The organism is Hoyosella altamirensis (genome assembly GCF_014191505.1).
Lineage (GTDB): Bacteria > Actinomycetota > Actinomycetes > Mycobacteriales > Mycobacteriaceae > Hoyosella > Hoyosella altamirensis.
In genome coordinates, this window is the sequence record NZ_JACHWS010000005.1 from 66,207 (window position 1) to 90,872 (window position 24,666).

Genomic DNA, 24,666 nt, shown 5'->3' on the forward strand with positions numbered 1-24,666 from the left:
AACGAGTCTTAAAGTGAGCAGTCTGGTCAGGCGCCGATCGCGCCGAGTTCGGCCTCGATCGCGGCGTCGATGCGTTCCCGAACATCGGGCACCGCGATTTTGTCGATGAGTTCGCGGAAGAAGCCGCGCACGACGAGGCGCCGCGCCTGGTCTTCTGGGATGCCGCGCGAGCGCAGGTAGAACAGCTGCTCGTCGTCAAAGCGGCCGGTGGCGCTGGCATGGCCAGCCCCGCGGATTTCACCGGTCTCGATTTCCAGGTTCGGAACCGAGTCAGCGCGAGCGCCGTCCGTCAGTACGAGGTTGCGGTTCAGCTCGAAGGTTTCGGTACCTTCCGCGGCCGCACGGATCAGTACGTCACCGATCCAGACCGTGTGCGCGTCGCCTTTGCTGCCGGGAGCAGCGTGAGCTGCTGCCGATTCGCCCTGCAGGGCACCCTTGTAGACGACATTCGACTTGCAATGCGGAACCGCGTGGTCCACCAGTAACCGGTGCTCGATGTGCTGGCCCGCATCAGCGAAATACAGGCCGAACAGTTCAGCATCGCCACCGGGCGCGCTGAAACGCACGGTTGTGGAGGTACGCGCGAGGTCACCGCCAAGGCTCACCGCGAAGTGCCGAAAAACAGCGTCACGGCCGACCTTGGTGTGCTCGGATCGGGCGTGAACAGCAGTTTCCGCCCAGTCCTGCACTGATACCACGCTCAGACGCGCGCTGTCGCCGATTATGAACTCGACGTTGTCCGCGATCGTACCGTCACCCTTGTGGTCGAGAACGACGGTTGCGCGACCGAATGCTTCGACGCGAATCTGGAGGTGCGCGTATGCGACATTTCCCGCACCGGGGCCGGTCACCGTCACCGTGATCGGGTCCGCGACTTCCTCTTCCCGGCCCACCGTGATAACTGTGGCCTGCTCAAATCCGGAGTAAGCGGCGGCGGCAACACGATCAGTCGGGGCACCGGCTTCGCCGAGGCGCTGATCATCGCGGCCGACGGATTCCACCGTCACGCCCTTCGTCTCAGTTACCTCAATACCAACCTTCGAGTTCGGCGTGGCCGTGCCGTCATGAAGGCCACGCAGGCGGCGCATGGGCGTAAACCGCCACAGCTCGTCACGGCCAGACGGTATCTCAAAGGCGTTCACGTCAAACGAGGAGAACAACTCTCCCTTGTTGACGGCCGGAGTCGCCCCTGCAGTGCTCGCGGCCGCTTCCCGGTTTTCACCAGCAATCGCGCCCTGCACTCCAGCGGCGCCGACACCAGCAGGTGTACTGGCAGTCACTAGCCCACGGCCCCTTCCATTTGCAGTTCAATCAGTCGGTTGAGTTCAAGTGCGTACTCCATGGGGAGTTCCTTCGCGATCGGCTCGACGAAACCGCGCACGATGAGCGCCATCGCCTCGTCTTCGTTCAGCCCACGGCTCATGAGGTAGAACAACTGATCCTCACTCACCTTCGAAACCGTGGCTTCGTGGCCCATCGTCACGTCGTCCTCGCGGATATCGACGTAGGGGTAGGTGTCGCTGCGGCTGATGGTATCGACGAGCAGTGCGTCGCACTTGACCGTTGACTTCGAGCCGTAAGCGCCCTTGTTGACCTGAACAAGTCCGCGGTAAGAGGCGCGGCCGCCGCCCCGTGCAACAGACTTGCTGATGATCGTCGAAGAGGTGTGGGGCGCGAGGTGCAGCATCTTCGCGCCCGTGTCCTGGTGCTGACCTTCACCGGCGAACGCGACTGAAAGGACCTCGCCCTTCGCGTGCTCGCCCGTCATCCAGACGGCCGGGTACTTCATCGTCACCTTCGAACCGATGTTGCCGTCGATCCATTCCATTGTGGCGCCAGCCTCGGCCTTGGCGCGCTTGGTAACGAGGTTGTACACGTTGTTCGACCAGTTCTGAATCGTCGTGTAGCGGCAGCGGCCACCCTTTTTGACGACGATCTCGACGACAGCCGAGTGCAGCGAATCTGTCTTGTAGATCGGTGCGGTGCAGCCTTCGACGTAGTGCACGTACGCGCCTTCATCAACGATGATGAGCGTCCGCTCGAACTGACCCATGTTCTCGGTGTTGATGCGGAAATACGCCTGCAGTGGGATGTCGACATGAACGCCGGGCGGTACATAGATAAACGAACCGCCGGACCACACGGAGGTGTTCAGCGCTGAGAATTTGTTGTCACCAGCGGGGATGACTGAACCGAAGTATTCCTTGAACAGCTCGGGATGCTCGCGCAGCCCTGAGTCGGTGTCGAGGAAAATAACACCTTGCTGTTCGAGATCCTCGCGAATCTGGTGGTAGACCACCTCGGACTCGTACTGAGCCGCGACGCCGGACACAAGGCGCTGCTTCTCCGCTTCAGGGATGCCGAGCCTGTCGTAGGTGTTCTTGATGTCTTCAGGCAGGTCTTCCCAGCTCGCTGCTTGCTTTTCAGTCGAACGCACAAAGTACTTGATGTTGTCGAAATCAACGCCGGTAACGTCGGCGCCCCACTGAGGGAGAGGCTTACGGTCGAAGATGCGCAACGCCTTCAGGCGCGCGTCGAGCATCCATTCAGGCTCGTCCTTCTTCGATGAGATATCGCGTACGACCTCCTCGGAGAGTCCGCGGCGCGCGATCGAGCCTGCGTCATCCTTGTCGGACCAGCCATAGGCATAGTGGCCCAGCGACGCGATCGTCTCTTCCTGGGTTAGCGGCGCCGTTCCCGTGGCAACCGCACCGGGCTCTGACGTGACTGTCATGTGCGCTCCTCCCGGAGTCGATGGTTATCCGCTGCGGGCTGTGCAACGGAGGGATTTCGTGTGGCTTGTGGCGCATCGGCGGCATCTTTGCTGGAAGCGTCACCAAACACCGTAAGGGGGACGTGGGTGGTGCAGGCGCAGTCGCCGTTGGCGATCGTCGCCAGGCGCTGCACGTGCGTCCCGAGCACTTCGGCGAAAACCTGCTCCTCAGCCTCACACAGTTGCGGGAACTGCGCTGCAACATGCGACACGGGGCAATGATGCTGACAGATCTCAACACCGAGCCCCACCCTGCGCGTGGAGGCGGCGTAACCGGCAGCCGTGAGGGCATCTGCGACACGCTCAGCAGTACGTTCGACAGACTCCGGATCCCGCTGGACGGAACCGACAATCGAACGCACCCGGCGGTCCGCGAAACGCTCAAGCGCCTGCTCGCCACCGATTTCCCGGAGTTCACGCATCGCTGCGGTAGCAAGGTCATCGTAGGCGTGCTGCAAGTGATCCCGCCCGGCTGCGGACAGCATGTACTGCTTAGCTGGCCGGCCTCGCCCACGATCTCTCAGGACGCGGGGCGGAGCGATTTCCGCGTAACCATTGTCAATTAGTACATCGAGGTGCCTGCGCACACCCGCCGCACTCAATCCAAGGCGAGAACTGATCGCCGAAGCCGTGATCGGTCCGCGCTCCAGCAACAGCCGCACAACCTCTGCGCGTGTGTGCCCTTCGTGCGCGAAACCAGACGGTGCCAGACCCTGGGAGCGCAGCGGCGCACCGGTAGAGCGGCTGGCTCCACCTTTAGCACCGTCGGACACTCCTGCTGTTTTCACAACACTAGTGTGACGCAATTCCCGGGATGATTCTACCCAGGCCACCCTCACTCGGGTGTGGAGTGGCTCACCACGCCACCTGCACCGCTGTCTTATGCCACCGCTACGCTCGTACTGTGCCGGAGATTGATCACGCGGATTCACAGGGAGAAAGCGACCGTACACAGTGGTCCGCGCCCGCCCGCCGCACGCGCTTCCGGGAGCTCGACGAAAAGGTCGCACACCTTCACGGACAGGAATTCAGCAAGCCCGGGCTCGATGCGGTGGAAACCGCACAACTGAAGGGTGTGCGCCGATTCGGGGCTGCTGGGGCGATCCTCATGGCCTTCGCCGCCCTGGGAGCGGGTGCGCAGCCTGTCCTCCAGAATCCCGTGACGGGAATGCGTATATTCGGCTTGCCCGCGCGCATGACCACTGTTTCTCTGACACTCGGTATCACCGGAACCGTCATGGTGACGCTCGCCTGGCTCATGGTCGGCCGTTTCGTCCTCGGCGGGTTCGTTACACAGTCAGCACCGCGGCGCATGACACGAGGACAGCTCGACTACACGCTTCTGCTGTGGATCACACCGCTGCTGGTGGCGCCTCCGATGTTCAGCCGTGACGTGTACTCCTACCTCGCGCAAAGCGAAATCGGCGCGCGCGGACTTGATCCATACGCGTTAGGACCGGCCCAGGCGCTCGGCGTGGATCACGTGCTGACGCGAACGGTCCCGAACATCTGGCGCGAAACGCCAGCACCGTACGGCCCGCTCTTCCTGTGGATGGGCGAAGGGATCGCGTCGCTGACCGGTTACAACATTGTTCCGGGCATTCTCCTGCACCGCGGTCTCGCGGTTGTTGGCGTGCTGATGATCATCTGGGCTTTGCCGCGGCTGGCCCGCAGGTGCGGAGTTGACCCAGTGATCGCCCTCTGGCTGGGTGCTGCCAACCCCCTCGTGATCTTCCATCTTGTCGCGGGCATCCACAACGAGGCACTCATGATCGGCATGATGGTGGTCGGAGTGGAACTTGCGCTGCGCGCCATCGAAACCTCGAGTCCACTCACCCGGCTGAATCTTGCCCTGCTCCTTGCAGGAGTCTTCGTCATAGTCTTATCGGCGACGATCAAAATTCCTTCTCTGCTCGCGCTCGGGTTCGTCGGAATGGCGCTCGCGCGACGATGGGGCCGCGGCCTGATCTCGATGGCTGCCGCCGCAGCCCTCCTTGGCATCGTCGCGATTATCGGAATCGCCAGCATGAGCCTGATCAGTGGGCTTGGCTTCGGCTGGGTAAATACCCTTGGGACTGCCAACGCGGTGCGAAGCTGGATGTCGATACCCACACTGCTCGGCCTTGCTACCGGGCAGGCTGGCGTATTCCTCGGGCTGGGCGATCACACGACGGCCATCCTCAATGTGACGCGCCCGATCGCCGCGGCGATTGCTGCCATGCTCATCACCCGGATGCTCTTCGCGACACACTCTGGGCGGCTCCACGCAATCGGGGCGCTCGGAGTCTCAATGGCCGCGCTTGTGTTTCTGTTCCCCGTGGTGCAGCCGTGGTACTTGCTGTGGGCCCTCATTCCGCTCGCCGCGTGGGCAACGCGGCCAGTCTTCCGCATACCCGCGATTGGAGTATCCGCCGTCATCAGCGTGATTCTCATGCCTAACGGCGCTGAATATCCTGCGTGGACAATCTTTCAGGCCGTCATCGCCACGATCGCGACCTTCACGGTCCTGTTCGCGGTCCTCTACACCCGGCCGCTCTGGCGTTCGTTCCTGGACGGCGTTTTTCGCCGGAGCGCCGCGAGCGCCTAATCTGGTTCGTCGTGACTACTCAACTGCCGTCGCCGCCCCGCACCCCAGCGGTAGAACTGCTCGGGGTTACGAAGCGTTTTGGCGCCACCGAGGCAGTGAAAGGTCTGGACCTATCGGTTGAAGCGGGCCAAGTCCTCGCACTGCTGGGGCCCAACGGCGCTGGCAAGACCACCACTGTCGAAATCTGCGAGGGTTTCCTGGCTGCGGATGGCGGCAAGGTGCGGGTGCTCGGGCTCGACCCGGCGGCGCATGCCGCACAACTGAAGCCACGGATCGGGGTGATGCTGCAAGGTGGAGGCGCCTATCCGGGCGCGCGTGCCGGTGAAATGCTTCGCCTCATAGCCCGCTATTCGCGTAACCCGCTCGATCCTGACTGGCTACTCAGCACCCTGGGGCTGACGGAAGCGGCCAACACCCCTTACCGTCGCCTTTCCGGGGGACAGCAACAGCGACTTTCGCTGGCGAGCGCCCTTATCGGGCGCCCCGAATTAGTGTTTCTGGACGAGCCCACAGCAGGACTCGATGCCCAGGCGCGGCATCTAGTGTGGGAACTGATTGATGCGCTCCGGCGCGACGGCGTGAGTGTCCTCCTCACGACGCACATGATGAATGAGGCTGAACACCTCGCCGACCACATCGTGATCATCGATCACGGCCGTGTTGTCGATCAAGGCACGCCCGCGGATCTCACTCGGCGAGACGCACAGGATCAACTGCGTTTCAGCGCCCCGCCACGCCTAGAAACCGACCTACTGCTCCTTGCTCTGCCAGAAGGCTATCGCTGCCACGAATGCTCACCTGGTGAATACCTGATCGAAGGCGAAATCACGCCGCAAGTGCTCTCCACGGTTACCGCATGGTTCGCGCGGATCAATGTCCTCGCCACGAATCTGCGGGTCGAACAGCGCACGCTCGAGGACGTCTTCCTCGACCTCACCGGCCGTGAATTGAGAGGCTGACAGTGTCTGACCCGTCTGACCTGCCTGGTTCCACGCGCGTCACCGCGAACCGCTTTCCTGCTGGAACGTTCACGCCGTCGCCGCACCCCAGCCGCCCGCTCCCCATGCTTGCCGCGCAGACGCGTCTCGAACTGGTCTTGCTCCTCCGCAATGGGGAGCAGCTACTGCTCACGATGCTGATCCCAATCTCATTGCTGATCGGTTTTGCGGTACTTCCCATCGGTGACCTCGGCGAATCACGCACCAACGCGATCGTTCCCGGGATCCTCGCCCTGGCGATCATGTCCACAGCATTCACCGGCCAAGCGATAGCCGTAGGATTTGATCGCCGCTACGGAGCATTGAAACGGCTCGGCGCGACAGCCTTGCCGAAATGGGCGATCATTGGCGGGAAGAGCTGCGCTGTAGTGCTGGTGGTCTGCCTGCAGATGGCGCTGCTAGTGGCGATTGGAGTGGCACTAGGCTGGCGCCCCAGTCTCACGGGACTCGCATTAGCGGTGCCCGCCGTCGCGCTCGGCACTGTGGCGTTCGCAGCAATGGGCCTCTTCATCGGCGGCTGGCTCCGTGCAGAGATCGTCCTGGCCCTCGCAAATATTCTGTGGTTCGCGCTCGCCGGCATCGGGAGCCTCGTCATCGCGGCGCGGCTGTACGGCGAGGAGTTCCCCGGCCTTGCACATGCTTTCGCGCGAATCACACCGTCGGGCGCACTGGTCGAGTCGCTGGCGATGGCGTTCGACGGGGCCGCGGACCTCACTGGGTATGCGGTACTCGCGGCATGGGCTGCCGCGTGCGCATTTGGCGCGTTTCGCACCTTCCGCTGGGTGTGAGGACACGCCGGGCCAGCAGGTTGGGCGGGGAGTCACGTTTGCCCGATGGTCATGAAAACCGCTCGAAGAGTCGGGCCCGTGCGCTGAGGTTGCCACGAGATATGCTCAAGCGTCTGAGATATGCCGAGCCAGCGGACACAGCTAAAGCAATCAAGGCCCCAGCCCTGACGCGCCCGACGCGAGCCGCTATTCGGGACGGTTGAGCATATCTCGCGGCGGCCTTAGCGCACGGGCCCGTTTCTTTGTTTACGCGTCGTTCCCTCTACCATCAGACTGTGCTATCGCGTACCTATCTCAGCCTGGTTGACCGGCTTCCGATGCCTTCCCTGCGGACCCAGAAGATCGTCGCGATTCTTGTGATCCTCACCCAAGCGGGTATCGCGGTTACGGGATCCGTCGTGCGGGTTACTGCTTCGGGGCTGGGCTGCCCGACGTGGCCACAGTGTTTTCCGGGCTCCTTCACGCCGGTTCCGGTCGAAGAGGTCGCCACGCTGCACCAGCTCGTCGAGTTCGGGAACCGGCTGCTCACCTTCGTGGTGGTTGCCGCGGCGGTCGCGATCGTCCTCGTCGTCACGCGCGCCCGGCGGCGTCGTGAGGTAATCGCGTACGCGTGGGTGATGCCGCTCTCGACGCTCATGCAAGCGGTCATCGGAGGCATCACCGTACTCACGGGCCTGCTGTGGTGGACCGTCGCTGTCCACCTGCTCGTCTCCATGGCAATGGTCTGGGTCGCTGTAGTGCTCTACAACAAGATTTCCGAGCCCGATGAGGGAGTCGACCGCCCTGTTGCGCCCAGGCCGCTACGCAGCCTCACAGCCCTCACTGCGGTGGCTCTGGTGGGCGTGCTGGTCGCGGGCACCATGGTTACCGGTGCTGGACCCCACGCGGGTGATCCAGATGTGGACCGGCTGGAAGTCGAGATAGTCACGCTCGTGCATTTACACTCGCAGCTCACCGTCGCTTACGCTGCGCTGCTCATTGGCTTGGTTTTCGCCCTTTACGCAGTAGCAGCGCCACGCAATGTTCTGCGTAACGTGAAGTTCGTCATCGCGATCGCAAGTGCGCAAGCCGCACTAGGTATCGTCCAGTACTTCTTGCAGGTACCCGCCTACCTGATTCCCTTCCACATCGCGGGCGCGGCGGCATGCACTGCCGCGACGGCCGCGCTGTGGTCGAGCATGTCGGAGCGGGTTACGAGTTCGCTACCCATGCCGCCATCCGGCGAGCGTGTTCCGGAGCGGGTGTAGCGGTAGAGGTCAGCTCGCGATCCCAGTCAGCGAGCTCGAGCTGCGGAACCGCGTCAACGACAGCCCTCGCGATGTGGAGGCTCGGCACCACCTGATCCCCCATAATGCCGTCAGCCCCAACGAGGGTGATGCGGACACCGATGCGCCCAAGTGGCTGCAGAACCGCCTTTGCGGAGCCCCCGTGGTCCTTCATGAACGCTTTGATCGCGGGAAGCACACCGCTCGGGATCACTGGCCCTGCTGTCCCTGTGGCCGAATTCTCCTGGTCACTCATGTTCTCAAGATTACCGTTGTGTCCGGAACGGTTTCCCACGGGGCGCGTTCTGCTCGCGCTGACGCGCCGAGGAGGGTAGAAATCGATCATGCGCGCAATACAGGTGACACGACTCGGCGGGCCGGAAGTTCTCGCTGCAACTGATCTGCCCGATCCTGAGCCTGCACCAGGGGAACTTCTTGTTCGCACCGATGCCGTCGGCGTGAACTTTATCGACGTGTATTTCCGGACCGGTACGTATGGGACCGACCTGCCGTACATACCTGGCTCTGAAGCGACCGGCACTGTCGTCGCCATGGCGGACGGTGTGACCGGATTCTCAGTCGGAGACCGAGTCGCATGGGCGTCAGCGCCAGGCAGCTACGCCGAGCTGGTGAGGGTTCCAGTCTCCGTCGCCGTGCCGGTGCCCGCCGAGGTAACAGCACCCGTGGCTGCTTCCGCGCTGCTTCAGGGCATGACGGCGCACTACCTCGTCACATCCGTGTACCCAGTTCAAAGGGGCGATACTGTCCTCGTCCATGCAGGCGCTGGAGGAGTCGGCCTGATCCTGACGCAGCTGGCAGTGGAACGTGGCGCGCGAGTCATCTCCACCGTCTCGACCGCGGAAAAGGAAGCACTATCACGTGAGGCCGGCGCCTCGGAGGTCCTCCGCTATTCTGAAGAACTTGCAGTCCGGGTGCGAGATCTCACTTCGGGTGAGGGTGTCGCCGCCGTGTACGACGGTGTGGGAAGAGACACTTTCGACACGAGCCTCGAATGCGTCCGTGTCCGGGGAATTGTCGCGCTATTTGGCGCCGCAAGCGGTCCGGTACCGCCGTTTGACCCTCAGCGCCTCAACAAGGCGGGGTCTGTCTTCCTTACCCGGCCGTCGCTCGCGCACTTCGTTCGAACTCGCGACGAGTTGCTCTGGCGGGCGGGAGACGTCTTCGATGCGATCGCCAGTCGGGCTCTCGACATCCGGGTCGGCGCTGAATACCCGCTCGAGCGCGCCGCTGACGCCCATCGTGACCTTGAAGGCCGCCGGACTACCGGGTCTATCGTGCTACTCCCCGAATAATCGCGCTCAATCTTCAAGAGAAACAGGACATCCTCAAGGGAAATTTCTCTTGAGGATGTCCTGTTTCTGACGAATCTGCGCGATTAGAGCCCGAGCAGTTGCGGCACGGTTGCGAAACCGAGGATGGAATCTACCGCGAGGCCGAAGAAGACCGCAGCGAGGTAGTTGTTCGACATCAGGAACAAGCGAAGCGGCTTCACTGGTACCCCCGCCTTCACACCGGAATACAGGCGGTGTGCCATGACGACGAACCAAATGCCCACGAGAAGTGCAATCAGGGCGTAGATCACCCCTGTCCACCAGGCAAGCGCAAGGGTGGTCAGAACGGTCACCCACGTGTAGAGCACGATCCGCTTGGTGACTTCCCGTTCGCTCATCACCACGGGGAGCATCGGCACCCCTGCCGCGCGGTAATCCTCCTTGTAGCGCATCGCCAGCGCCCATGTGTGAGGCGGCGTCCAGAAGAACACGATGAGGAACATCACCAGCGCCGGCCATTCGAGCGTCCCGGTCGTCGCGGCCCAGCCGATCATGACGGGCATGCAGCCAGCGGCGCCGCCCCAGACGATATTTTGCGACGTCCGCCGCTTGAGGACAAGGGTGTAGACGAAGATGTAGAACAAGATCGTCACGACGGCCAGCGACGCTGCGAGGAGGTTGGTCGCCCACCAGAACCACGTAAACGACAACACGCCCAGCACGAGCCCGAAGACAAGCGCATGCGACGTCGGCACCGCTTCGCGAGCGAGCGGCCGACGGGCTGTGCGTTTCATCACCTTGTCAATGTCTGCGTCGACAACACAGTTCAGGCTGTTGGCACTTGCTGCTGCCATCGCGCCGCCAAAGAGCGTCGCAAGGATGAGTAGCGGGTCGACAGTCCCACGGGACGCAAGAAGCATCGCGGGAATCGTGGTGACAAGCAGGAGTTCAATAACCCGCGGCTTGGTCAGCGCTATGTACGCCATGACCTTTCCGTTGACCCAGTTCAGGGGGCCTTGAGGCGCACTGCCGGAGGCGTTCCCAGAATCGCTGCCATCACCGTTCTCATTGGCCGTCCCGGCACTCTGAGAGTGGCTATGCGCGCTGGGGGCGAAACCATGCCCGCCTGCCTGCGCCCTAATCCGCACTGCTTCTCCTCGCGATACCCACCGGCATTACCCGGGCACTCTAGTTGGCCCCGCAGCCCGCGCCCAAATGTCTTTGCTTAAACGCCTTGCCTGAATGCCTCTGATGGTAGACCTGGCGAACGACCCTGCCGAACCACGGTAACGCATCGTGGTGCGGCGACGGCGCGCTGCCGCCGGATTCGGAGACTTGGCTGATGTAATGGCACCATTACAGTTGGACCTACCGGTTCGCAAAAGATCCAGCATCCCGTGACGATTCAGCCAGCATCCAGGAGAGCCTCGCCAGTGTCGGTTACAGACGAGATCCGCACCCTGACCACCCCCCACCTTCCAGAGGACTGGACGGAACTCGACACCAAGGCAGTCGACACCATCCGTGTGCTCGCGGCGGACGCGGTTCAGAACGCCGGGAACGGCCACCCGGGTACTGCGATGAGCCTCGCGCCTCTCGCGTACGTCCTGTACCAAAAGGTGATGCGGCATGATCCGTCCGATCCGGACTGGACTGGCCGTGACCGGTTTGTGCTCTCATGCGGCCACTCCAGCCTCACCCAGTACATACAGCTTTACCTCTCTGGCTACGGTCTCGAACTCGACGACCTGAAGGCGCTGCGCAAATGGGGAAGCCTGACGCCCGGCCACCCCGAGTTCGGCCACACCCCTGGTGTAGAGATCACGACCGGTCCTCTGGGCCAGGGCCTGGCATCAGCGGTCGGCATGGCGATGGCGGCACGTCGCGAACGCGGACTTTTCGATCCTGACACTCCCCAGGGGTCCAGTCCCTTCGACCATTTCATTTACGTCGTCGCTTCCGACGGGGACATCCAGGAGGGTGTGACTTCCGAGGCGTCGTCCATCGCAGGTGTCCAGGAACTCGGCAACCTCATTGCCATCTACGACGACAACGAGATCTCCATCGAGGATGACACCGCGATTGCGCTCGGTGAAGATGTCGCGAAGCGATACGAGGCGTACGGGTGGCATGTACAGAGCGTCGCCGGTGGCGAGAATGTCGCTGGCATCCTCGACGCGATTGAGAACGCGAAGTCTGTGACGGACAAGCCCTCAATGATCATTTTGCGCACCATCATTGGCTATCCTGCGCCGAACAAAATGAACACGGGCGCCTCACATGGTGCCGCACTCGGCGCCGACGAGGTTTCCGCAGTCAAGGAAGCACTGGGTTTCGACGCAGAGAAGAGCTTCGACGTTGCCCCAGACGTGATCGCCCACACTCGGGAGGTCGTCGCACGTGGTGCCGCCGCGCGCGCACGGTGGCAGGCGGAGTTCGATGCCTGGGCGGCGCGCGAAACTGAGCGCAAGGCACTTTTCGATCGCCTCACGTCGCGTTCACTGCCCGAGGGCTGGGAATCGGCGCTGCCCACCTGGGATCCAAGCGAATCGGGCATGGCCACCCGCAAGGCCTCTGGGAGCATTCTCGCCGCGATTGGGCCGATCTTGCCCGAACTCTGGGGCGGCTCCGCCGACCTCGCAGAATCCAACAACACGACAATCAGCGGTTCTGATTCGTTCGGCCCGGTGTCGATCTCGACCAAGCATTGGAACGCTCACCCGTACGGCAGAACCTTGCACTTCGGCGTGCGTGAGCACGCGATGGGTTCCATCCTTAACGGGATTGCCCTTCACGGCCCGACCCGCCCGTACGGTGGAACGTTCCTCGTTTTCAGCGACTACATGCGACCGGCCGTGCGGCTCGCAGCCTTGATGAAGGTGCCCGCACTGTACGTGTGGACGCACGACTCAGTTGGGCTCGGTGAGGACGGTCCGACGCACCAGCCTATCGAGCACCTCGCAGCGCTGCGTGCGATCCCGAACATGACGGTCATCCGGCCGGGCGACGCGAATGAGACGACTTTCGCATGGAAGGCAGCTCTCGAGCATCTCGACGGTCCGACCGCGCTCGCACTGACGCGCCAGAACATCCCAGTGCTGGAGGGGACGCGCGAAAATGCCGAAGAGGGCGTCAAGCGCGGCGCCTATGTCCTCTGCGAAGCTGAGGCGACCGAGGCGCAAGTCATCTTGATCGGTACCGGATCCGAGCTGCAGTACGCGGTTGAAGCACGCAAGGCCCTCGAAGCGGAAGGCATTGGTACACGCGTCGTTTCCGCTCCGTGCCTCGACTGGTTCGAACAGCAGGATCAGGCTTATCAGGATCGTGTGCTCCCCCCTGAGGTTCGCGCTAGGGTGACTGTAGAGGCTGGGATTGCGATGCCGTGGCACCGGCACCTTGGCTCCTACGGCGAAGCGGTGTCGATCGAGCACTTCGGAGCGTCCGCTGATCACAAGACGCTTTTCCGGGAGTTCGGCTTCACGGCGGAGGCAGTAGAGGCCGCGGCACGTCGTTCCCTCACTCGCACCAGCGGCTAGGAATGCTTCACGCAGTCCGTGGTCGCCGGTGACAACTTGTAGCGGATTTCTCTAGTTAGAGGTGACCACTTATGACTCAGAACGAAAACCTTGCCGCACTTAGCGCGGCAGGCGTATCAGTGTGGCTCGACGACCTCTCGCGTGAGCGCCTGAGCTCGGGCAATCTCGCGGAGCTCGTCGAGACCCGCAGCGTTGTTGGTGTAACGACGAACCCAACGATTTTCCAGGGCGCCCTTGCGAGCGGGCACGCGTACGAAGCGCAGCTCACCGAGCTGGTCAGCCGGGGCGCCGGTGTGGACGATGTGGTCCGGGAACTCACAACGGACGACGTTCGTAACGCCTGCGATCTGCTGATGCCAGTCTATGAAGCTACCGGAGGCCAGGACGGTCGGGTTTCCATCGAAGTCGATCCGCGGCTCGCTCACGATACCGATAGGACTATCGCGCAGGCGCACGAGCTGTGGAAGATCGTGGACCGCCCCAACCTGCTGGTCAAAATCCCCGCGACACTGGCTGGCCTGCCTGCGATCACGTCGGTCATCGCGGACGGAATCAGCGTGAACGTCACGCTCATTTTCTCAGTCGAACGGTACGAGGCTGTCATCAGCGCTTACCTGGCGGGCCTCGAACAAGCCCGGCAGATCGGCCGGGATCTCTCGCGGATCCGTTCGGTCGCCTCGTTCTTCGTTTCTCGGGTAGACAGCGAGATCGACGCGCGGCTCGAGAAGCTCGGCACAGAGGAGGCACGCGGCCTCCTGGGCCAGGCCGGAGTGGCGAACGCACGTCTCGCGTACGCGTCGTTTGAGCGTGTCTTCGGGGGCTCGAATGACCTCTGGAACGGACTGAAGGCTGCGGGCGCGCACGTGCAGCGACCGCTGTGGGCGTCCACCGGTGTCAAGAACCCTGACTATTCCGACACGTTGTATGTCAGTGAACTCGTCGCACCGAACACCGTCAACACCATGCCAGAAAAGACAATGCAGGCATTCGCCGACCACGGCGAAGTGCGTGGCGACACCATCTCCGGCACCGCTCAGGATGCGGAGCGCGTATTCAGCGCTCTCGCGGATGCCGGAGTCGATCTTGCTGACGTTTTCGTTAAACTTGAAGAAGAAGGCGTCGACAAGTTCGAAAAGTCCTGGAACGAATTGCTCGAGGCAACGTCGCAGCAGATCGACGCCGCACGTCAGCGCTCGTGAGATGGATTCGGGTATGAATTCTCAGCACGCTCAGCATTCCCCCGAAATCCTCGTCTTCGACAGCAGCGATGCGCTCGCCTCGGCTGCGGCGCAACGCCTTGCTGCGACGATCGTCACTGCGCAGTCGGACCGCGGGGTTGCGCGAATCGCGCTCACAGGTGGAAGTACAGGAATCGCTGTGCTTCGCGCCTTGCGTTCGGTCGGCAACCCTATTGACTGGGGCAAGGTGGACATCTTTTGGGGCGATGACCGTTTCCTCCCAGCGGGTCACAAGGACCGCAACGATGCGCAAGCGGACGAAGCGCTGCTTTCACATGTTCCTGTGGATGCGGCTCGCGTCTATCGCATGCCGTGCGACGAAGGTGATTTCGCCGGGGACGTGACTGCCGGTGCGCGAGCATACGAGGAAAAATTGCGCTCCCTCACACCTGACGGCAATATTCCGCAGCTAGATGTCCACCTGCTGGGCATGGGCCCGGACGGCCACATCAACTCACTCTTTCCGGGTAAAGCGACACTTGCCGAGCGTGAACGAGCTGTCATCGCGGAGTTCGACTCCCCGAAACCCCCGCTCCAGCGAATCACTTTGACATACCCGGTCGTGAACAGCTCGAGAGAAGTGTGGTTCCTCGTAGCAGGAGCGGACAAGGCGCCCGCGGTGGCAAAAGCCGTGGGTCGCGCGTCACCGGCTGACTACCCAGCTGCGGGAGCGCAAGGCCGTGACGGCACAACCTGGTTCCTCGACAAGAACGCGGCAGAGCTCCTACGGTGAAACGACACGAACTAGTCAACCTCGCAATCTTTATCACCCTAGCTGGTGGGTTGCTCTTTCGTGTTGGCAGTTTGTGGCCCGAGGTGCCGGACGACGGAGCGTTGTGGCGGCGCATCGCGCTCGGCTTGTGTGCCGCTGTGATCGTGCCCGGCAGCGGCTGGACCTCCCAGCACTTCCAGCGGTCCTCAGCAGGCTTCCTCGGGAGGGTCTACCTTGTTTTCGCGGTAGTTTCCGTCATCATCGATGGTGTCACCGCCCGCTACTTCGAGATGCTGATCGGCATCGTGTGGATTCCGTTGTTCTTTGGCGTCATCTTCCTGCTCGGAGTTCACCGATGGATCGACACCCTCACGCGTTCGCCTACACATGATCAGAGAAATTCACACGCGCCGGCCCGGATCGCCGAGCCAGAAAGCCCGCCTGAGCCTACCCGCCTCCCTGCACGGCTAAGCCGCCACGAAATGGCCAACGTCGTGGTGGGTGCGGTTCTGAGTATTACCGCCGCATTCATGACCGTTACACGCTGGCTGGAGGTCGACTATTCGCGAGAGGAGTCCCTTGCCGCCCAGTGGCAGTCATGGGTGCTGGCCGCGTGCATCGTTGTCATCACTGTTGTCGCAGCGTGGGGTGCAGGGAACTACTGGCGGCCGACGGTTGATTACATCACCTTCGTCTACGGCACCCTCGGCGCGGTGGCCGTTGTCGGCTACCTGGTTTCTGAGCGCCACCTAAATGCACTCAGCATCGCGGTCGCGACTCCCCTGCTGCTCATCGTGCTCCGGGTGCCCGCGGTGCGCAACCGGCTGGAGAGCTTCACAGGGAACGGTCCAGGACGGTCAGGTCCCGGCCATCCGGCCGGACCAGCATCATCTGCCTGGCCGCAGCCGCATTCACAACCCTAAGGTCACGCGTAGCGAATATTAAGACCCATCCCGACGATGGACACTGCCCATACGATCGCAATGTAGATCGTCAGCTTGGTGAGGTTCTTCTCCGCGACAGTCGACCCTGACAGGCTGGTCTGCATGCCGCCTCCGAACAGTGAGGACAGACCGCCGCCCTTAGCACGGTGCAAGAGGACTAGCAGGATCATCATCACACTGGTAGCGACCAGCACGATGTCCAGAAACAGTGACATGAAGGTCCTTATGTTTGCGTCGCTTCGGCGCCGAATCGGCGCAGTTGCCGGGTCGATCTTACCTGTCGTTCGGCATCAGTTCGAACACGCCGAGACGCCGCGGCCCATCATGTCAGCCCTGGGGCTTGATGGGGCCGCGGCGCTCAACAATTAGTGCATGCCGCTGCCGCGAATCAGAAGGGGCCGCCAGCGGCGATGGCGCACAGTTGCGCGAAATCGTCCGCCTTGAGTGAGGCTCCACCTACAAGGGCACCGTCAACGTCAGATTCCCCCACGATCGAACCGACGTTCTTCGCGCTGACGGAACCGCCGTACAGCACACGGATGCTTCCGGCCGTTTCTGGCGTCGCTATTCGCGACAGCTCTGAACGGATAGCGGAACATACCTCTTGCGCGTCAGCCGCGGACGCAACCTTGCCAGTTCCAATCGCCCACACAGGCTCATAGGCGATTACGATCTTCGCGAGTTCTTTCTGCGACAGCCCAGCGAGCGAGTTTCGCAACTGGTTGATGTTGTATTCAACATGCGAGCCCGCCTCACGGATGTCGAGCCCCTCACCGATGCAAATGATCGGGGTCAGCCCGTGCTTCAGCGCCGCTTTGGCCTTGTTCGAAACGAGTTCATCGTCCTCACCGTGGTAAATGCGACGCTCCGAGTGGCCCACAACCACGAACTTGCAGCCGAGTTTCGCCAGCATCGGCCCGCTCACCTCACCGGTGTAGGCACCCGATTCGTGAACACTGACATCTTGCGCTCCGTAGGCGACCTTCAGCTTGTCGCCCTCAACCAGGGTCTGAACGCTGCGCAGGTCGGTGAACGGTGGCACGACGACTACGTCAACCTTCTCGTAGTACTTATCGGGGAGCGCGAAGGCGATCTTCTGGACCAGCGCGATCGCCTCAAGATGATTCATGTTCATCTTCCAGTTGCCCGCGATGAGCGGCTTACGCGGCATGCCTCATCCTTCCGATGCTGGGTCGTCAGCGAGTACCGAGATACCCGGCAGCTCTTTGCCTTCGAGATACTCTAGCGAGGCTCCGCCACCCGTCGAAATGTGGGAGAAGCCATCCTCGGGTAAACCGAGAAGTCGCACAGCAGCCGCGGAATCACCGCCGCCGACGACGCTGAATGCCCCCTTCGAGGTAGCCTCGACGATCGACTCGGCGACCCCGCGGGTTCCAGCAGCGAAAGCCGGGAACTCGAAGACACCCATGGGGCCGTTCCAGAAGATTGTTTTGGCGTTTCTGAGCACCGCAGAGAAACGATTAACTGAATCTGGGCCAACGTCGAGCCCCATCCAGCCTTCCGGAATGCCCGTGGCGGGCACCGTCTGAGTTTGCGCGTCCGCGCTGAAACTGTCCGCGGCAACAACGTCCACGGGAAGATGGATGACGTCGGCATAGCGATCCAGCAGATCCTTACAGGTATCGATCATCTCTTCCTGTAGTAGGGATGAACCGACCTGCAGCCCCTCAGCGGCGAGGAACGTGAAACACATCCCGCCACCAATCACAAGGGTGTCGACCTTCGGTGCGAGTGCTTCAATAACCGCGAGCTTGTCGGACACCTTGGAACCGCCGAGAACCACCGCATAGGGGCGGGCAGCCTCCGTGGTGAGTTGTGTGAGGACATCAACTTCAGTCGCGACTAACCCGCCCGCATAGTTCGGCAAGAGCTGCGCCACATCGAATACCGAGGCCTGCTTACGGTGCACAACGCCGAACCCATCAGAGACAAAGGCGCCGTCATTTCCCGTCAACGCTGCCAGTTCACGCGCTAGCGCCTGACGCTCAGCATCGTCCTTGCTCGTCTCCCGCGATTCGAAGCGCACATTCTCCAGCAAGAGAACATCGCCCTCGGTCAGTCCGGCAGCGCGTTCCTGCGCGTCCTGACCCACGACGTCACCCGCTAGCTGCACGTACCGCTCGAGTTCGTCGCCGAGCCGCTGCGCGACCGGAGCGAGTGACAGCGCGGAATCCGGCGCACCCTTCGGCCGCCCCAGATGAGCCGCCACGATCACGCGAGCACCCGCGTCCGCGAGAGCCCCGATCGTCGGCGCGGATGCGATGATCCGGCCGGCGTCCGTGATGCGTCCGTTCTCGAGCGGAACATTCAAATCAGAGCGAACGAGCACAGTGCGCCCTGAAACACCTTCTGCCAGGAGTTCCTGGAGAGTTTTGACCGTCATTTGTATGGTGACCTCTTAAAGGGACTTGCCGACAAGACCAACGAGATCCGCGAGGCGGTTCGAGTAGCCCCACTCGTTGTCGTACCAGCTGACAACCTTGATCTGATCATCGATCACCTTGGTCAGCGGTGCATCGAAAATGGACGAGTGCGGATCGGTGACGATGTCGCTAGACACAATCGGCGCGGTGGAGTACTTGAGAATTCCCTTGAGAGGACCCTCTGCAGCCGACTTCAAAGCCCCGTTCACCTCATCGATCGAACCGGACTTGCGCACATTGACCGTCAGGTCGGTGACAGAACCCGTCGGGATAGGAACGCGCAGCGCGTATCCGTCGAGCTTGCCCCGGAGATGCGGAAGGACGAGACTGATCGCCTTCGCTGCGCCGGTGCCGGTCGGGACGATGTTCAGCGCGGCAGCACGCGCGCGCCGCAGATCACTGTGCGGACCGTCCTGCAGGTTCTGATCCTGCGTGTAGGCGTGAATTGTGGTCATGAGACCGCGTTCGATGCCGAACTCGTCATCGATTACCTTCGCGAGCGGAGCAAGGCAGTTTGTGGTGCATGAGGCGTTCGAGATGATGTTCTGGCTGCCGTCATACTTGCCATCGTTGACACCCATCACGATCGTGATGTCCTCGCCCTTCGCTGGGGCCGAGATAATGACCTTTTTCGCGCCCGCGTCGATGTGGCCCTTGGCCTTGGCTGCATCGGTGAAGATACCGGTGGACTCAACCACCACGTCGACCCCGAGGTCGCCCCACGGAAGCGCTGCCGGGCCCTCACGGAGGCTCAGGGCCTTGATCCGCTGCTCTCCCACAACGATCTCGTCGCCTTCAACCGACACGTCGTAAGGCAAGCGACCCAGAATTGAGTCATATTTCAGCAGGTGAGCGAGTGTTTCCGTGGCTGTGAGATCGTTGACCGCAACGATTTCGATATCGCTGCTTCCAGCGGAACGCAATGCGTCGACTGCCCTGAAAAAGTTACGTCCAATTCGGCCGAAGCCGTTCACACCTACGCGAATCGTCACTGTGAGCTCCTTTTCAATCTGTCGTGATTATCTGCCGCACATTCTCAGCGGCCTACTGGGTAGTTCTTTCCTGCTCTGGTTTTTCTTCACCCTAGTCTCAACCCTGGTCCAATCGGACCGGCATTCATGCTTCGTCGAGAAGTTCGGGCGTAACCGCTGAATCCGTGTCTGGAATGCCCAGTTCACGTGCTCGGCGGTCGGCCATAGACAGTAGTCGGCGAATACGGCCCGCAACGGCATCTTTGGTCAATGGCGGGTCGGCAAGCTGCCCTAATTCTTCGAGCGACGACTGCCGATGCTTGATACGCAGCCGCCCCGCTGCAGCCAAATGCTCCGGGGCCTCTTCGCCCAAAATCTCCAATGCGCGCTCGACCTTCGCTGCGGCTGCCACAGCAGCCCGCGCCGAACGTCGAAGGTTTGCGTCATCAAAGTTTGCCAGGCGATTAGCCGTTGCGCGCACCTCACGGCGGATCCGGCGCTCCTCCCACACCAAGCGAGTGTCCTGAGCGCCCATACGGGTGAGTAACGCACCAATGGCATCGCCATCGCGAACCACTACACGGTCGGCGCCCCGCACCTCGCGCGCTTTAGCAGCGATCCCCATCCGCCGCGCAGCTCCTACCAGCGCCATCGCTGCCTCCGGGCCTGGACAGCCGACCTCGAGGGCGGCTGAACGGCCGGGTTCAGTGAGGGAACCGTGCGCCAGGAAAGCCCCTCGCCAGGCGGCTTCCGAATCCTGAATGCCGCCACCAACGACGTGGGCGGGCAGTCCGCGAACCGGACGTCCGCGAAGATCAAGCAGACCCGTCTGCCGGGCGAGCGCTTCCCCGTCTTTCGCGACCCGAACAAGATATCGGGTGCTTTTTCGTAGTCCGCTCGCGCCAACTACGTGAATATCTGCGTTGTATCCGTACAGGTCGTGGATCTCCCGCCGCAGTCGGCGAGCTATCGAACCCATGTCTACGTCTGCCTCGACAACGACTCGTCCGGCGACAATATGGAGTCCCCCGGAGAATCTGAGCAGCGAAGAGACTTCTGCCTTTCGCGCACTGACCTGGGTGACAGACAGACGGCTGAGTTCATCCTTGACCTCCGCAGTCATTGCCACGGCGCCGATTCCTTCCGGTCGATCCTTACTTCAGTATCTTTCCGTAAATCCGTGCGCTGACTGCCGTCCCCCAGCAATTCGCCTAGCACCGCGCCGAGCTTGAAGATGTCGTGCTTAGCGGTACCTGGTACGCCCACGTCGGCGTAACGCACTTCTGCACCCAGTTGCGCGGCTGCCCGGCACAGATGAGCTCGCTCGCTGCCAGGCGGCACCGTGCCCGCATCAACTATGACCTGATCTACCCGGAAACTGGGGGCGTGTTGCGAGAGTACGTGAAGATGCCGCTCGGCGGAGAATCCAGCGGTCTCCCCCGCCTGCGGGCCCAGGTTGAGCACCAGCGCGCGCTTGCCCCGGCTCTCGATCAGCGCGTCGCGCTGGGCCGGTACGAGCACGTGCGGAATGACGCTGCTGAACCATGAGCCCGGCCCCAGCACCACCAGATCGGCATCCGCTATTGCCGTGACCGCTTCGCGGCACGCAACCGGTTCGCTCGGCAACAGGCGTACGCGGCGCACCCGGCCGGGCGTCGTCGCGACCGCGACCTGCCCTCTGATGACCCTGTTGATACGCGGGTCTTCCTCAAGCCCTACTACGTCGGCTTCAATCTGCAATGGGATCGTGGCCATGGGCAGCACGCGGCCTCGTACGCCCAGAATTCGGCCTAGTTCGTCGAGGGCGCTGATGATGTCCCCGAGCACATCGGTAAGCCCCGCCAGGATGAGGTTTCCAACGGCGTGGCCCGCGAGTGCCCCCGTACCGCGGAACCGGTGCTGAACCACGTCCCGCCACAGTTGCGCATGGCTCTCATGATCTGCGAGCGCTGCGAGCGCCATCCGAAGGTCACCCGGGGGCACAAGATCAAGCTCAGAGCGAAGGCGTCCCGACGATCCCCCATCGTCAGCGACAGTCACCACGGCGGTGATGTCGTCGGTGAGCTGCCGTGCGGCACTCAGCGTCGCGTACAAGCCATGACCGCCGCCAAGCGCAACAATCGATGGCGAGCGGGGCGTTTCCATGTGTGAGTTCGGCGCTGTCATTCCCTGCCCAGATCCCGGTGACGAGTACGAACAGTGATGCCGTCGTCTTCAGACAGTATCTGTGCGATCGCTTCCGTCATCGCGACACTCCGGTGTTTTCCACCAGTGCAGCCCACCCCAATCGTCATATAGCGCTTGCCCTCCGTCCGATAGCCCTTCAGCACCGGAGCGAGCAAGTCGCGGAGCGTTTTAAGAAACTCACCCGCACCAGCTTGGCTGAGCACATACTCCCGCACGCCATCGTCACGTCCCGTGAAGGGCCGGAGTTCCGGAATCCAATGGGGGTTGGGCAGGAAGCGTACGTCAAGCACCATGTCCACGTCGATCGGCAGGCCGTACTTGAACCCGAAAGAAAGTACCGCGATCTTCACTTTGCGAGTGTTCGCATCCTCGAATACCGGTTCGATGCGTGCGCGCAAATCGTGCACCGACAAGTTGGACGTATCGATGACGACGTCAGCCATCGCACGGACAGGCGCCACGAGCTTGCGTTCGGCTGCGATCCCCTCAAGGAGGGTGCCGTCCCCCTGGAGCGGGTGGCTCCGGCGGACTTGCTCGTACCTCCGGACCAGGACGGCGTCTGATGCCTCCAGAAAGAGCACGCGGGGTGTGATGTTGCGCGTCGCAAGCTCGCGCACCACCGAATCGAGGCCACCGGCGAAGGCCCGGCTACGTACGTCGAGCACCACCGCGAGACGTTTTGTCGGGTTGTCGGCAGCAAGGCTCAGGTCTACGGCCTGCGGCACGAGTTCAGCCGGAACATTGTCGATCACGTACCAGTCGAGATCTTCCAGTACCTTCGCCGAGGTTCCGCGGCCCGCTCCAGAAAGCCCCGTGATGAGAGTGACGTCAATATCGGGCGGGCTTTGTAGCTCACTCACGTGTGTTCCTGTCCCTCGCAGTCGTCTGAGGTTCGCCGGGCGCGGAAGCGCCACAGCTGAGGTTATTCGACCGAGGCCCGCCCTGGGGAGCGCTCGGGCGAAGAATCCCTATTCAGTGCCTCGTGCACGGCGCGCGCGGTCATGTCGCCGATCCCTGGAACCTGGGTGATCTCGCCCAATGAGGCGGCTTTCAGGCGCGCGACGGAGCCGAAGTGGGTGACGAGCGCGGTCTTCCTCGTCTGCCCAAGTCCTGGGATGGTGTCGAGGACTGATTCGGTCATGCGGCGAGACCGTTTGCTGCGGTGGAACGTGATCGCGAACCGGTGAGCTTCGTCGCGGATTCGCTGCAGCAGAAATAGCGCTTCACTCGTACGCGGAAAAATGACGGGGTATTCCTCGCCAGGCAGCCACACCTCTTCGAGGCGTTTCGCGAGCCCGATAACCGCGATGTCGGTGATCCCCAGCTCCTCGAGCGCCGCCGACGCGGCATTGACCTGAGGCAAGCCACCATCCACGACGAATAGGTTTGGCGGATAGGCAAACCTTCGCGGCCGACCGGTTTCGGGATCCAGCGCCTGAAACGCGGCCCCGTCGGCAGGCACGCCGGTTTCTTCAGTCCTCCGGTACCTCGCGAACCTGCGGTGCGTTACCTCTGCGATGCTCGCGACGTCGTTGGAACGGCCCTCACCGGCAGCTTCCCTGATCGTGTAGTGCCGATAATCCGATTTCCGTGCCAGGCCATCTTCGAACACGACAAGCGAACCGACCACGTCAGTCCCCTGTACGTGGCTGATATCGACGCATTCGATTCGCAGCGGCGCTGTGTCGAGACTCAAGGTGTCCTGCAGTTCCTGCAATGCGGCAGAGCGCGCAGTCAGGTCCCCGGCGCGGCGCAACTTGTGCTGCGCGAGTGACTCGTGCGCGTTACGCCGCACTGTCTCAGCAAGTGCCTTCTTATCACCGCGTTGTGGTACCCGGACGCGCACCGCCGACCCCCGCAACTCGCTGAGCCATCGCTCCAGACCTTCAGTATTGGGTGGCAGCATGGGAACTAGCACCGTCTTCGGAATCGGACTCGCGCTCTTACGCGCGCCTTCAGGCAAATCCTGGGCAAGCGCCTGCTGCTCGCCATAGAACTGCGTGAGGAATTCCTCCACCATCTCGGAATCGTCCTGCTCACCGACGCGCTCAATCACCCAGCCGCGCTGGCCCCGCACTCGCCCGCCGCGAACATGGAAGACCTGCAGTGACACCTCCAGGTCGTCCGCGGCGAAAGCAACAACGTCCGCATCAGTGCCGTCACCCAGCACAACGGCCTGCTTTTCCAGTGCACGGCGCAGCGCGCCGATGTCGTCACGCAGCCGGGCCGCGCGCTCGAAGTCGAGGGCCTCCGACGCCTCATTCATCTGACGCTCAAGCTCGCGGACCATACGATCAGTCTTGCCAGAAAGGAAGTCGCAGAAATCCTCGACTATCCGGCGATGCTCCGTAGCGTCTACTTGCCCCGTGCAAGGAGCTGAGCACTTTCCGATATATCCGAGCAGGCAAGGCCGTCCCAATTGCTGATGCCGCTTGAGCACCCCCGCCGAACAGGTTCGGGCCGGGAATACGCGGAGCAGCAGATCGAGTGTCTCCCTGATCGCCCACGCGTGAGAATACGGCCCAAAATACCGCACGCCCTTCTTTCGCGGCCCGCGATACACGAATAGGCGGGGATACTCTTCATTCAGCGTCACCGCGAGCACGGGATACGATTTGTCGTCCCGGTACCGAACGTTGAAGGGCGGATCGAATTCCTTGATCCAGTTGTATTCCAGTTGCAGCGCTTCGACCTCGGTGCCTACAACTGTCCACTCCACCCCGGACGCGGTCGTCACCATTTTGCGGGTCCGGGGCTGCAGCCCGGTTAGGTCCGCAAAGTACGAGTTCAGCCGACTGCGCAGGCTCTTAGCCTTACCCACGTAGAGCACCCGTCCGCTGGCATCACGGAAACGATAAACCCCGGGTTCTAGCGGGATCGAACCCGGAGCGGGCCGGTAGGTCGACGGATCAGGCACGAGCCCAGATTAGC

General features: G+C 62.3%; 22 protein-coding genes. 9 read left to right on the forward strand and 13 right to left on the reverse strand.

Annotated elements, in window-relative coordinates; genetic code table 11:
- Window positions 1-26 precede the first annotated feature (26 nt).
- The 3 genes from sufD to FHU29_RS21345 are packed head-to-tail and all read right to left on the reverse strand — an operon-like array spanning window position 27 to window position 3,561.
- Window positions 27-1,280 (reverse strand): Fe-S cluster assembly protein SufD, encoded by a 1,254-nt coding sequence (gene sufD, locus FHU29_RS21335; RefSeq protein ID WP_064438803.1) that lies wholly within the window; start codon window positions 1,278-1,280, stop codon window positions 27-29.
- Entirely contained in the window at window positions 1,280-2,734 is a 1,455-nt protein-coding gene (gene sufB, locus FHU29_RS21340; protein ID WP_013806701.1) for a Fe-S cluster assembly protein SufB, read from the reverse strand. The genes sufD and sufB overlap by 1 nt, the downstream gene beginning before the upstream one ends.
- Entirely contained in the window at window positions 2,731-3,561 is an 831-nt protein-coding gene (locus FHU29_RS21345; RefSeq protein ID WP_074390717.1) for a helix-turn-helix transcriptional regulator, read from the reverse strand. The genes sufB and FHU29_RS21345 overlap by 4 nt, the downstream gene beginning before the upstream one ends.
- 116 nt (window positions 3,562-3,677) lie before the next feature.
- Here FHU29_RS21345 and mptB point away from each other — a divergent pair, with 116 nt between their 5' ends.
- From mptB to FHU29_RS21365, 4 genes are all read left to right on the forward strand, one after another.
- The gene (mptB, locus tag FHU29_RS21350) at window positions 3,678-5,360 is read left to right on the forward strand and encodes a polyprenol phosphomannose-dependent alpha 1,6 mannosyltransferase MptB (protein ID WP_064439094.1); all 1,683 of its coding nucleotides are present in this window, start codon (window positions 3,678-3,680) and stop codon (window positions 5,358-5,360) included.
- 11 nt (window positions 5,361-5,371) lie between these two features.
- Complete coding sequence (locus FHU29_RS21355) at window positions 5,372-6,319, forward strand: ABC transporter ATP-binding protein (RefSeq protein WP_157094896.1); 948 nt, start codon at window positions 5,372-5,374, stop codon at window positions 6,317-6,319.
- Between the two features lie 2 nt (window positions 6,320-6,321).
- Complete coding sequence (locus FHU29_RS21360) at window positions 6,322-7,146, forward strand: ABC transporter permease (RefSeq protein WP_083962104.1); 825 nt, start codon at window positions 6,322-6,324, stop codon at window positions 7,144-7,146.
- 275 nt (window positions 7,147-7,421) lie between these two features.
- Window positions 7,422-8,393: a COX15/CtaA family protein gene (locus FHU29_RS21365; RefSeq protein ID WP_083962103.1), complete on the forward strand. Its 972-nt coding sequence runs from the start codon at window positions 7,422-7,424 to the stop codon at window positions 8,391-8,393.
- On the opposite strand, the gene FHU29_RS21370 is transcribed toward FHU29_RS21365, so the two are convergent.
- Window positions 8,338-8,622, reverse strand: coding sequence for a hypothetical protein (locus FHU29_RS21370; RefSeq protein WP_183377652.1), 285 nt, complete (start codon window positions 8,620-8,622; stop codon window positions 8,338-8,340). The two genes, FHU29_RS21365 and FHU29_RS21370, sit on opposite strands and share 56 nt — an antisense overlap.
- Before the next feature lie 133 nt (window positions 8,623-8,755).
- On the opposite strand from FHU29_RS21370, the gene FHU29_RS21375 reads away from it, so the two are divergent.
- Window positions 8,756-9,724 carry a quinone oxidoreductase family protein gene (locus FHU29_RS21375; protein WP_064438801.1) on the forward strand — a complete coding sequence of 323 codons (969 nt, stop codon included), beginning with the start codon at window positions 8,756-8,758 and terminating at the stop codon, window positions 9,722-9,724.
- Window positions 9,725-9,807: 83 nt separating this feature from the next.
- On the opposite strand, the gene FHU29_RS21380 is transcribed toward FHU29_RS21375, so the two are convergent.
- Window positions 9,808-10,713: a heme o synthase gene (locus FHU29_RS21380; RefSeq protein WP_260153010.1), complete on the reverse strand. Its 906-nt coding sequence runs from the start codon at window positions 10,711-10,713 to the stop codon at window positions 9,808-9,810.
- Between the two features lie 423 nt (window positions 10,714-11,136).
- On the opposite strand from FHU29_RS21380, the gene tkt reads away from it, so the two are divergent.
- The 4 genes from tkt to FHU29_RS21400 all read left to right on the forward strand — a co-directional run bounded on the left by tkt (window position 11,137) and on the right by FHU29_RS21400 (window position 16,112).
- Entirely contained in the window at window positions 11,137-13,239 is a 2,103-nt protein-coding gene (tkt, locus tag FHU29_RS21385; protein WP_064438799.1) for a transketolase, read from the forward strand.
- Window positions 13,240-13,310: 71 nt separating this feature from the next.
- A complete protein-coding gene (gene tal / locus FHU29_RS21390) occupies window positions 13,311-14,438 on the forward strand; it encodes a transaldolase (RefSeq protein WP_064438798.1) in 1,128 nt (375 codons plus the stop codon).
- A 13-nt stretch (window positions 14,439-14,451) separates the two neighbouring features.
- Entirely contained in the window at window positions 14,452-15,210 is a 759-nt protein-coding gene (gene pgl / locus FHU29_RS21395; RefSeq protein ID WP_064439089.1) for a 6-phosphogluconolactonase, read from the forward strand.
- Window positions 15,207-16,112 carry a hypothetical protein gene (locus tag FHU29_RS21400; RefSeq protein WP_064438797.1) on the forward strand — a complete coding sequence of 302 codons (906 nt, stop codon included), beginning with the start codon at window positions 15,207-15,209 and terminating at the stop codon, window positions 16,110-16,112. Before pgl ends, FHU29_RS21400 begins: the two co-directional genes overlap by 4 nt.
- Before the next feature lie 2 nt (window positions 16,113-16,114).
- Here FHU29_RS21400 and secG read toward each other — a convergent pair whose 3' ends face one another.
- The 8 genes from secG to uvrC all read right to left on the reverse strand — a co-directional run bounded on the left by secG (window position 16,115) and on the right by uvrC (window position 24,652).
- Complete coding sequence (gene secG, locus FHU29_RS21405) at window positions 16,115-16,348, reverse strand: preprotein translocase subunit SecG (protein WP_064438796.1); 234 nt, start codon at window positions 16,346-16,348, stop codon at window positions 16,115-16,117.
- A gap of 173 nt (window positions 16,349-16,521) precedes the next feature.
- On the reverse strand, window positions 16,522-17,304 hold the full coding sequence (gene tpiA, locus FHU29_RS21410) for a triose-phosphate isomerase (protein WP_064438795.1): 783 nt from the start codon (window positions 17,302-17,304) through the stop codon (window positions 16,522-16,524).
- A 3-nt stretch (window positions 17,305-17,307) separates the two neighbouring features.
- Window positions 17,308-18,537 carry a phosphoglycerate kinase gene (locus FHU29_RS21415; protein WP_064438794.1) on the reverse strand — a complete coding sequence of 410 codons (1,230 nt, stop codon included), beginning with the start codon at window positions 18,535-18,537 and terminating at the stop codon, window positions 17,308-17,310.
- Window positions 18,538-18,552: 15 nt separating this feature from the next.
- Entirely contained in the window at window positions 18,553-19,569 is a 1,017-nt protein-coding gene (gene gap / locus FHU29_RS21420) for a type I glyceraldehyde-3-phosphate dehydrogenase (protein ID WP_064438793.1), read from the reverse strand.
- Window positions 19,570-19,693: 124 nt separating this feature from the next.
- Entirely contained in the window at window positions 19,694-20,677 is a 984-nt protein-coding gene (gene whiA / locus FHU29_RS21425) for a DNA-binding protein WhiA (RefSeq protein ID WP_064438792.1), read from the reverse strand.
- Window positions 20,668-21,714 carry a gluconeogenesis factor YvcK family protein gene (locus tag FHU29_RS21430; protein ID WP_064438791.1) on the reverse strand — a complete coding sequence of 349 codons (1,047 nt, stop codon included), beginning with the start codon at window positions 21,712-21,714 and terminating at the stop codon, window positions 20,668-20,670. Before FHU29_RS21430 ends, whiA begins: the two co-directional genes overlap by 10 nt.
- Window positions 21,711-22,595 (reverse strand): RNase adapter RapZ, encoded by an 885-nt coding sequence (gene rapZ, locus FHU29_RS21435; RefSeq protein ID WP_157094895.1) that lies wholly within the window; start codon window positions 22,593-22,595, stop codon window positions 21,711-21,713. The genes FHU29_RS21430 and rapZ overlap by 4 nt, the downstream gene beginning before the upstream one ends.
- A gap of 62 nt (window positions 22,596-22,657) precedes the next feature.
- Complete coding sequence (gene uvrC / locus FHU29_RS21440) at window positions 22,658-24,652, reverse strand: excinuclease ABC subunit UvrC (protein WP_064438790.1); 1,995 nt, start codon at window positions 24,650-24,652, stop codon at window positions 22,658-22,660.
- Window positions 24,653-24,666: the final 14 nt, after the last annotated feature.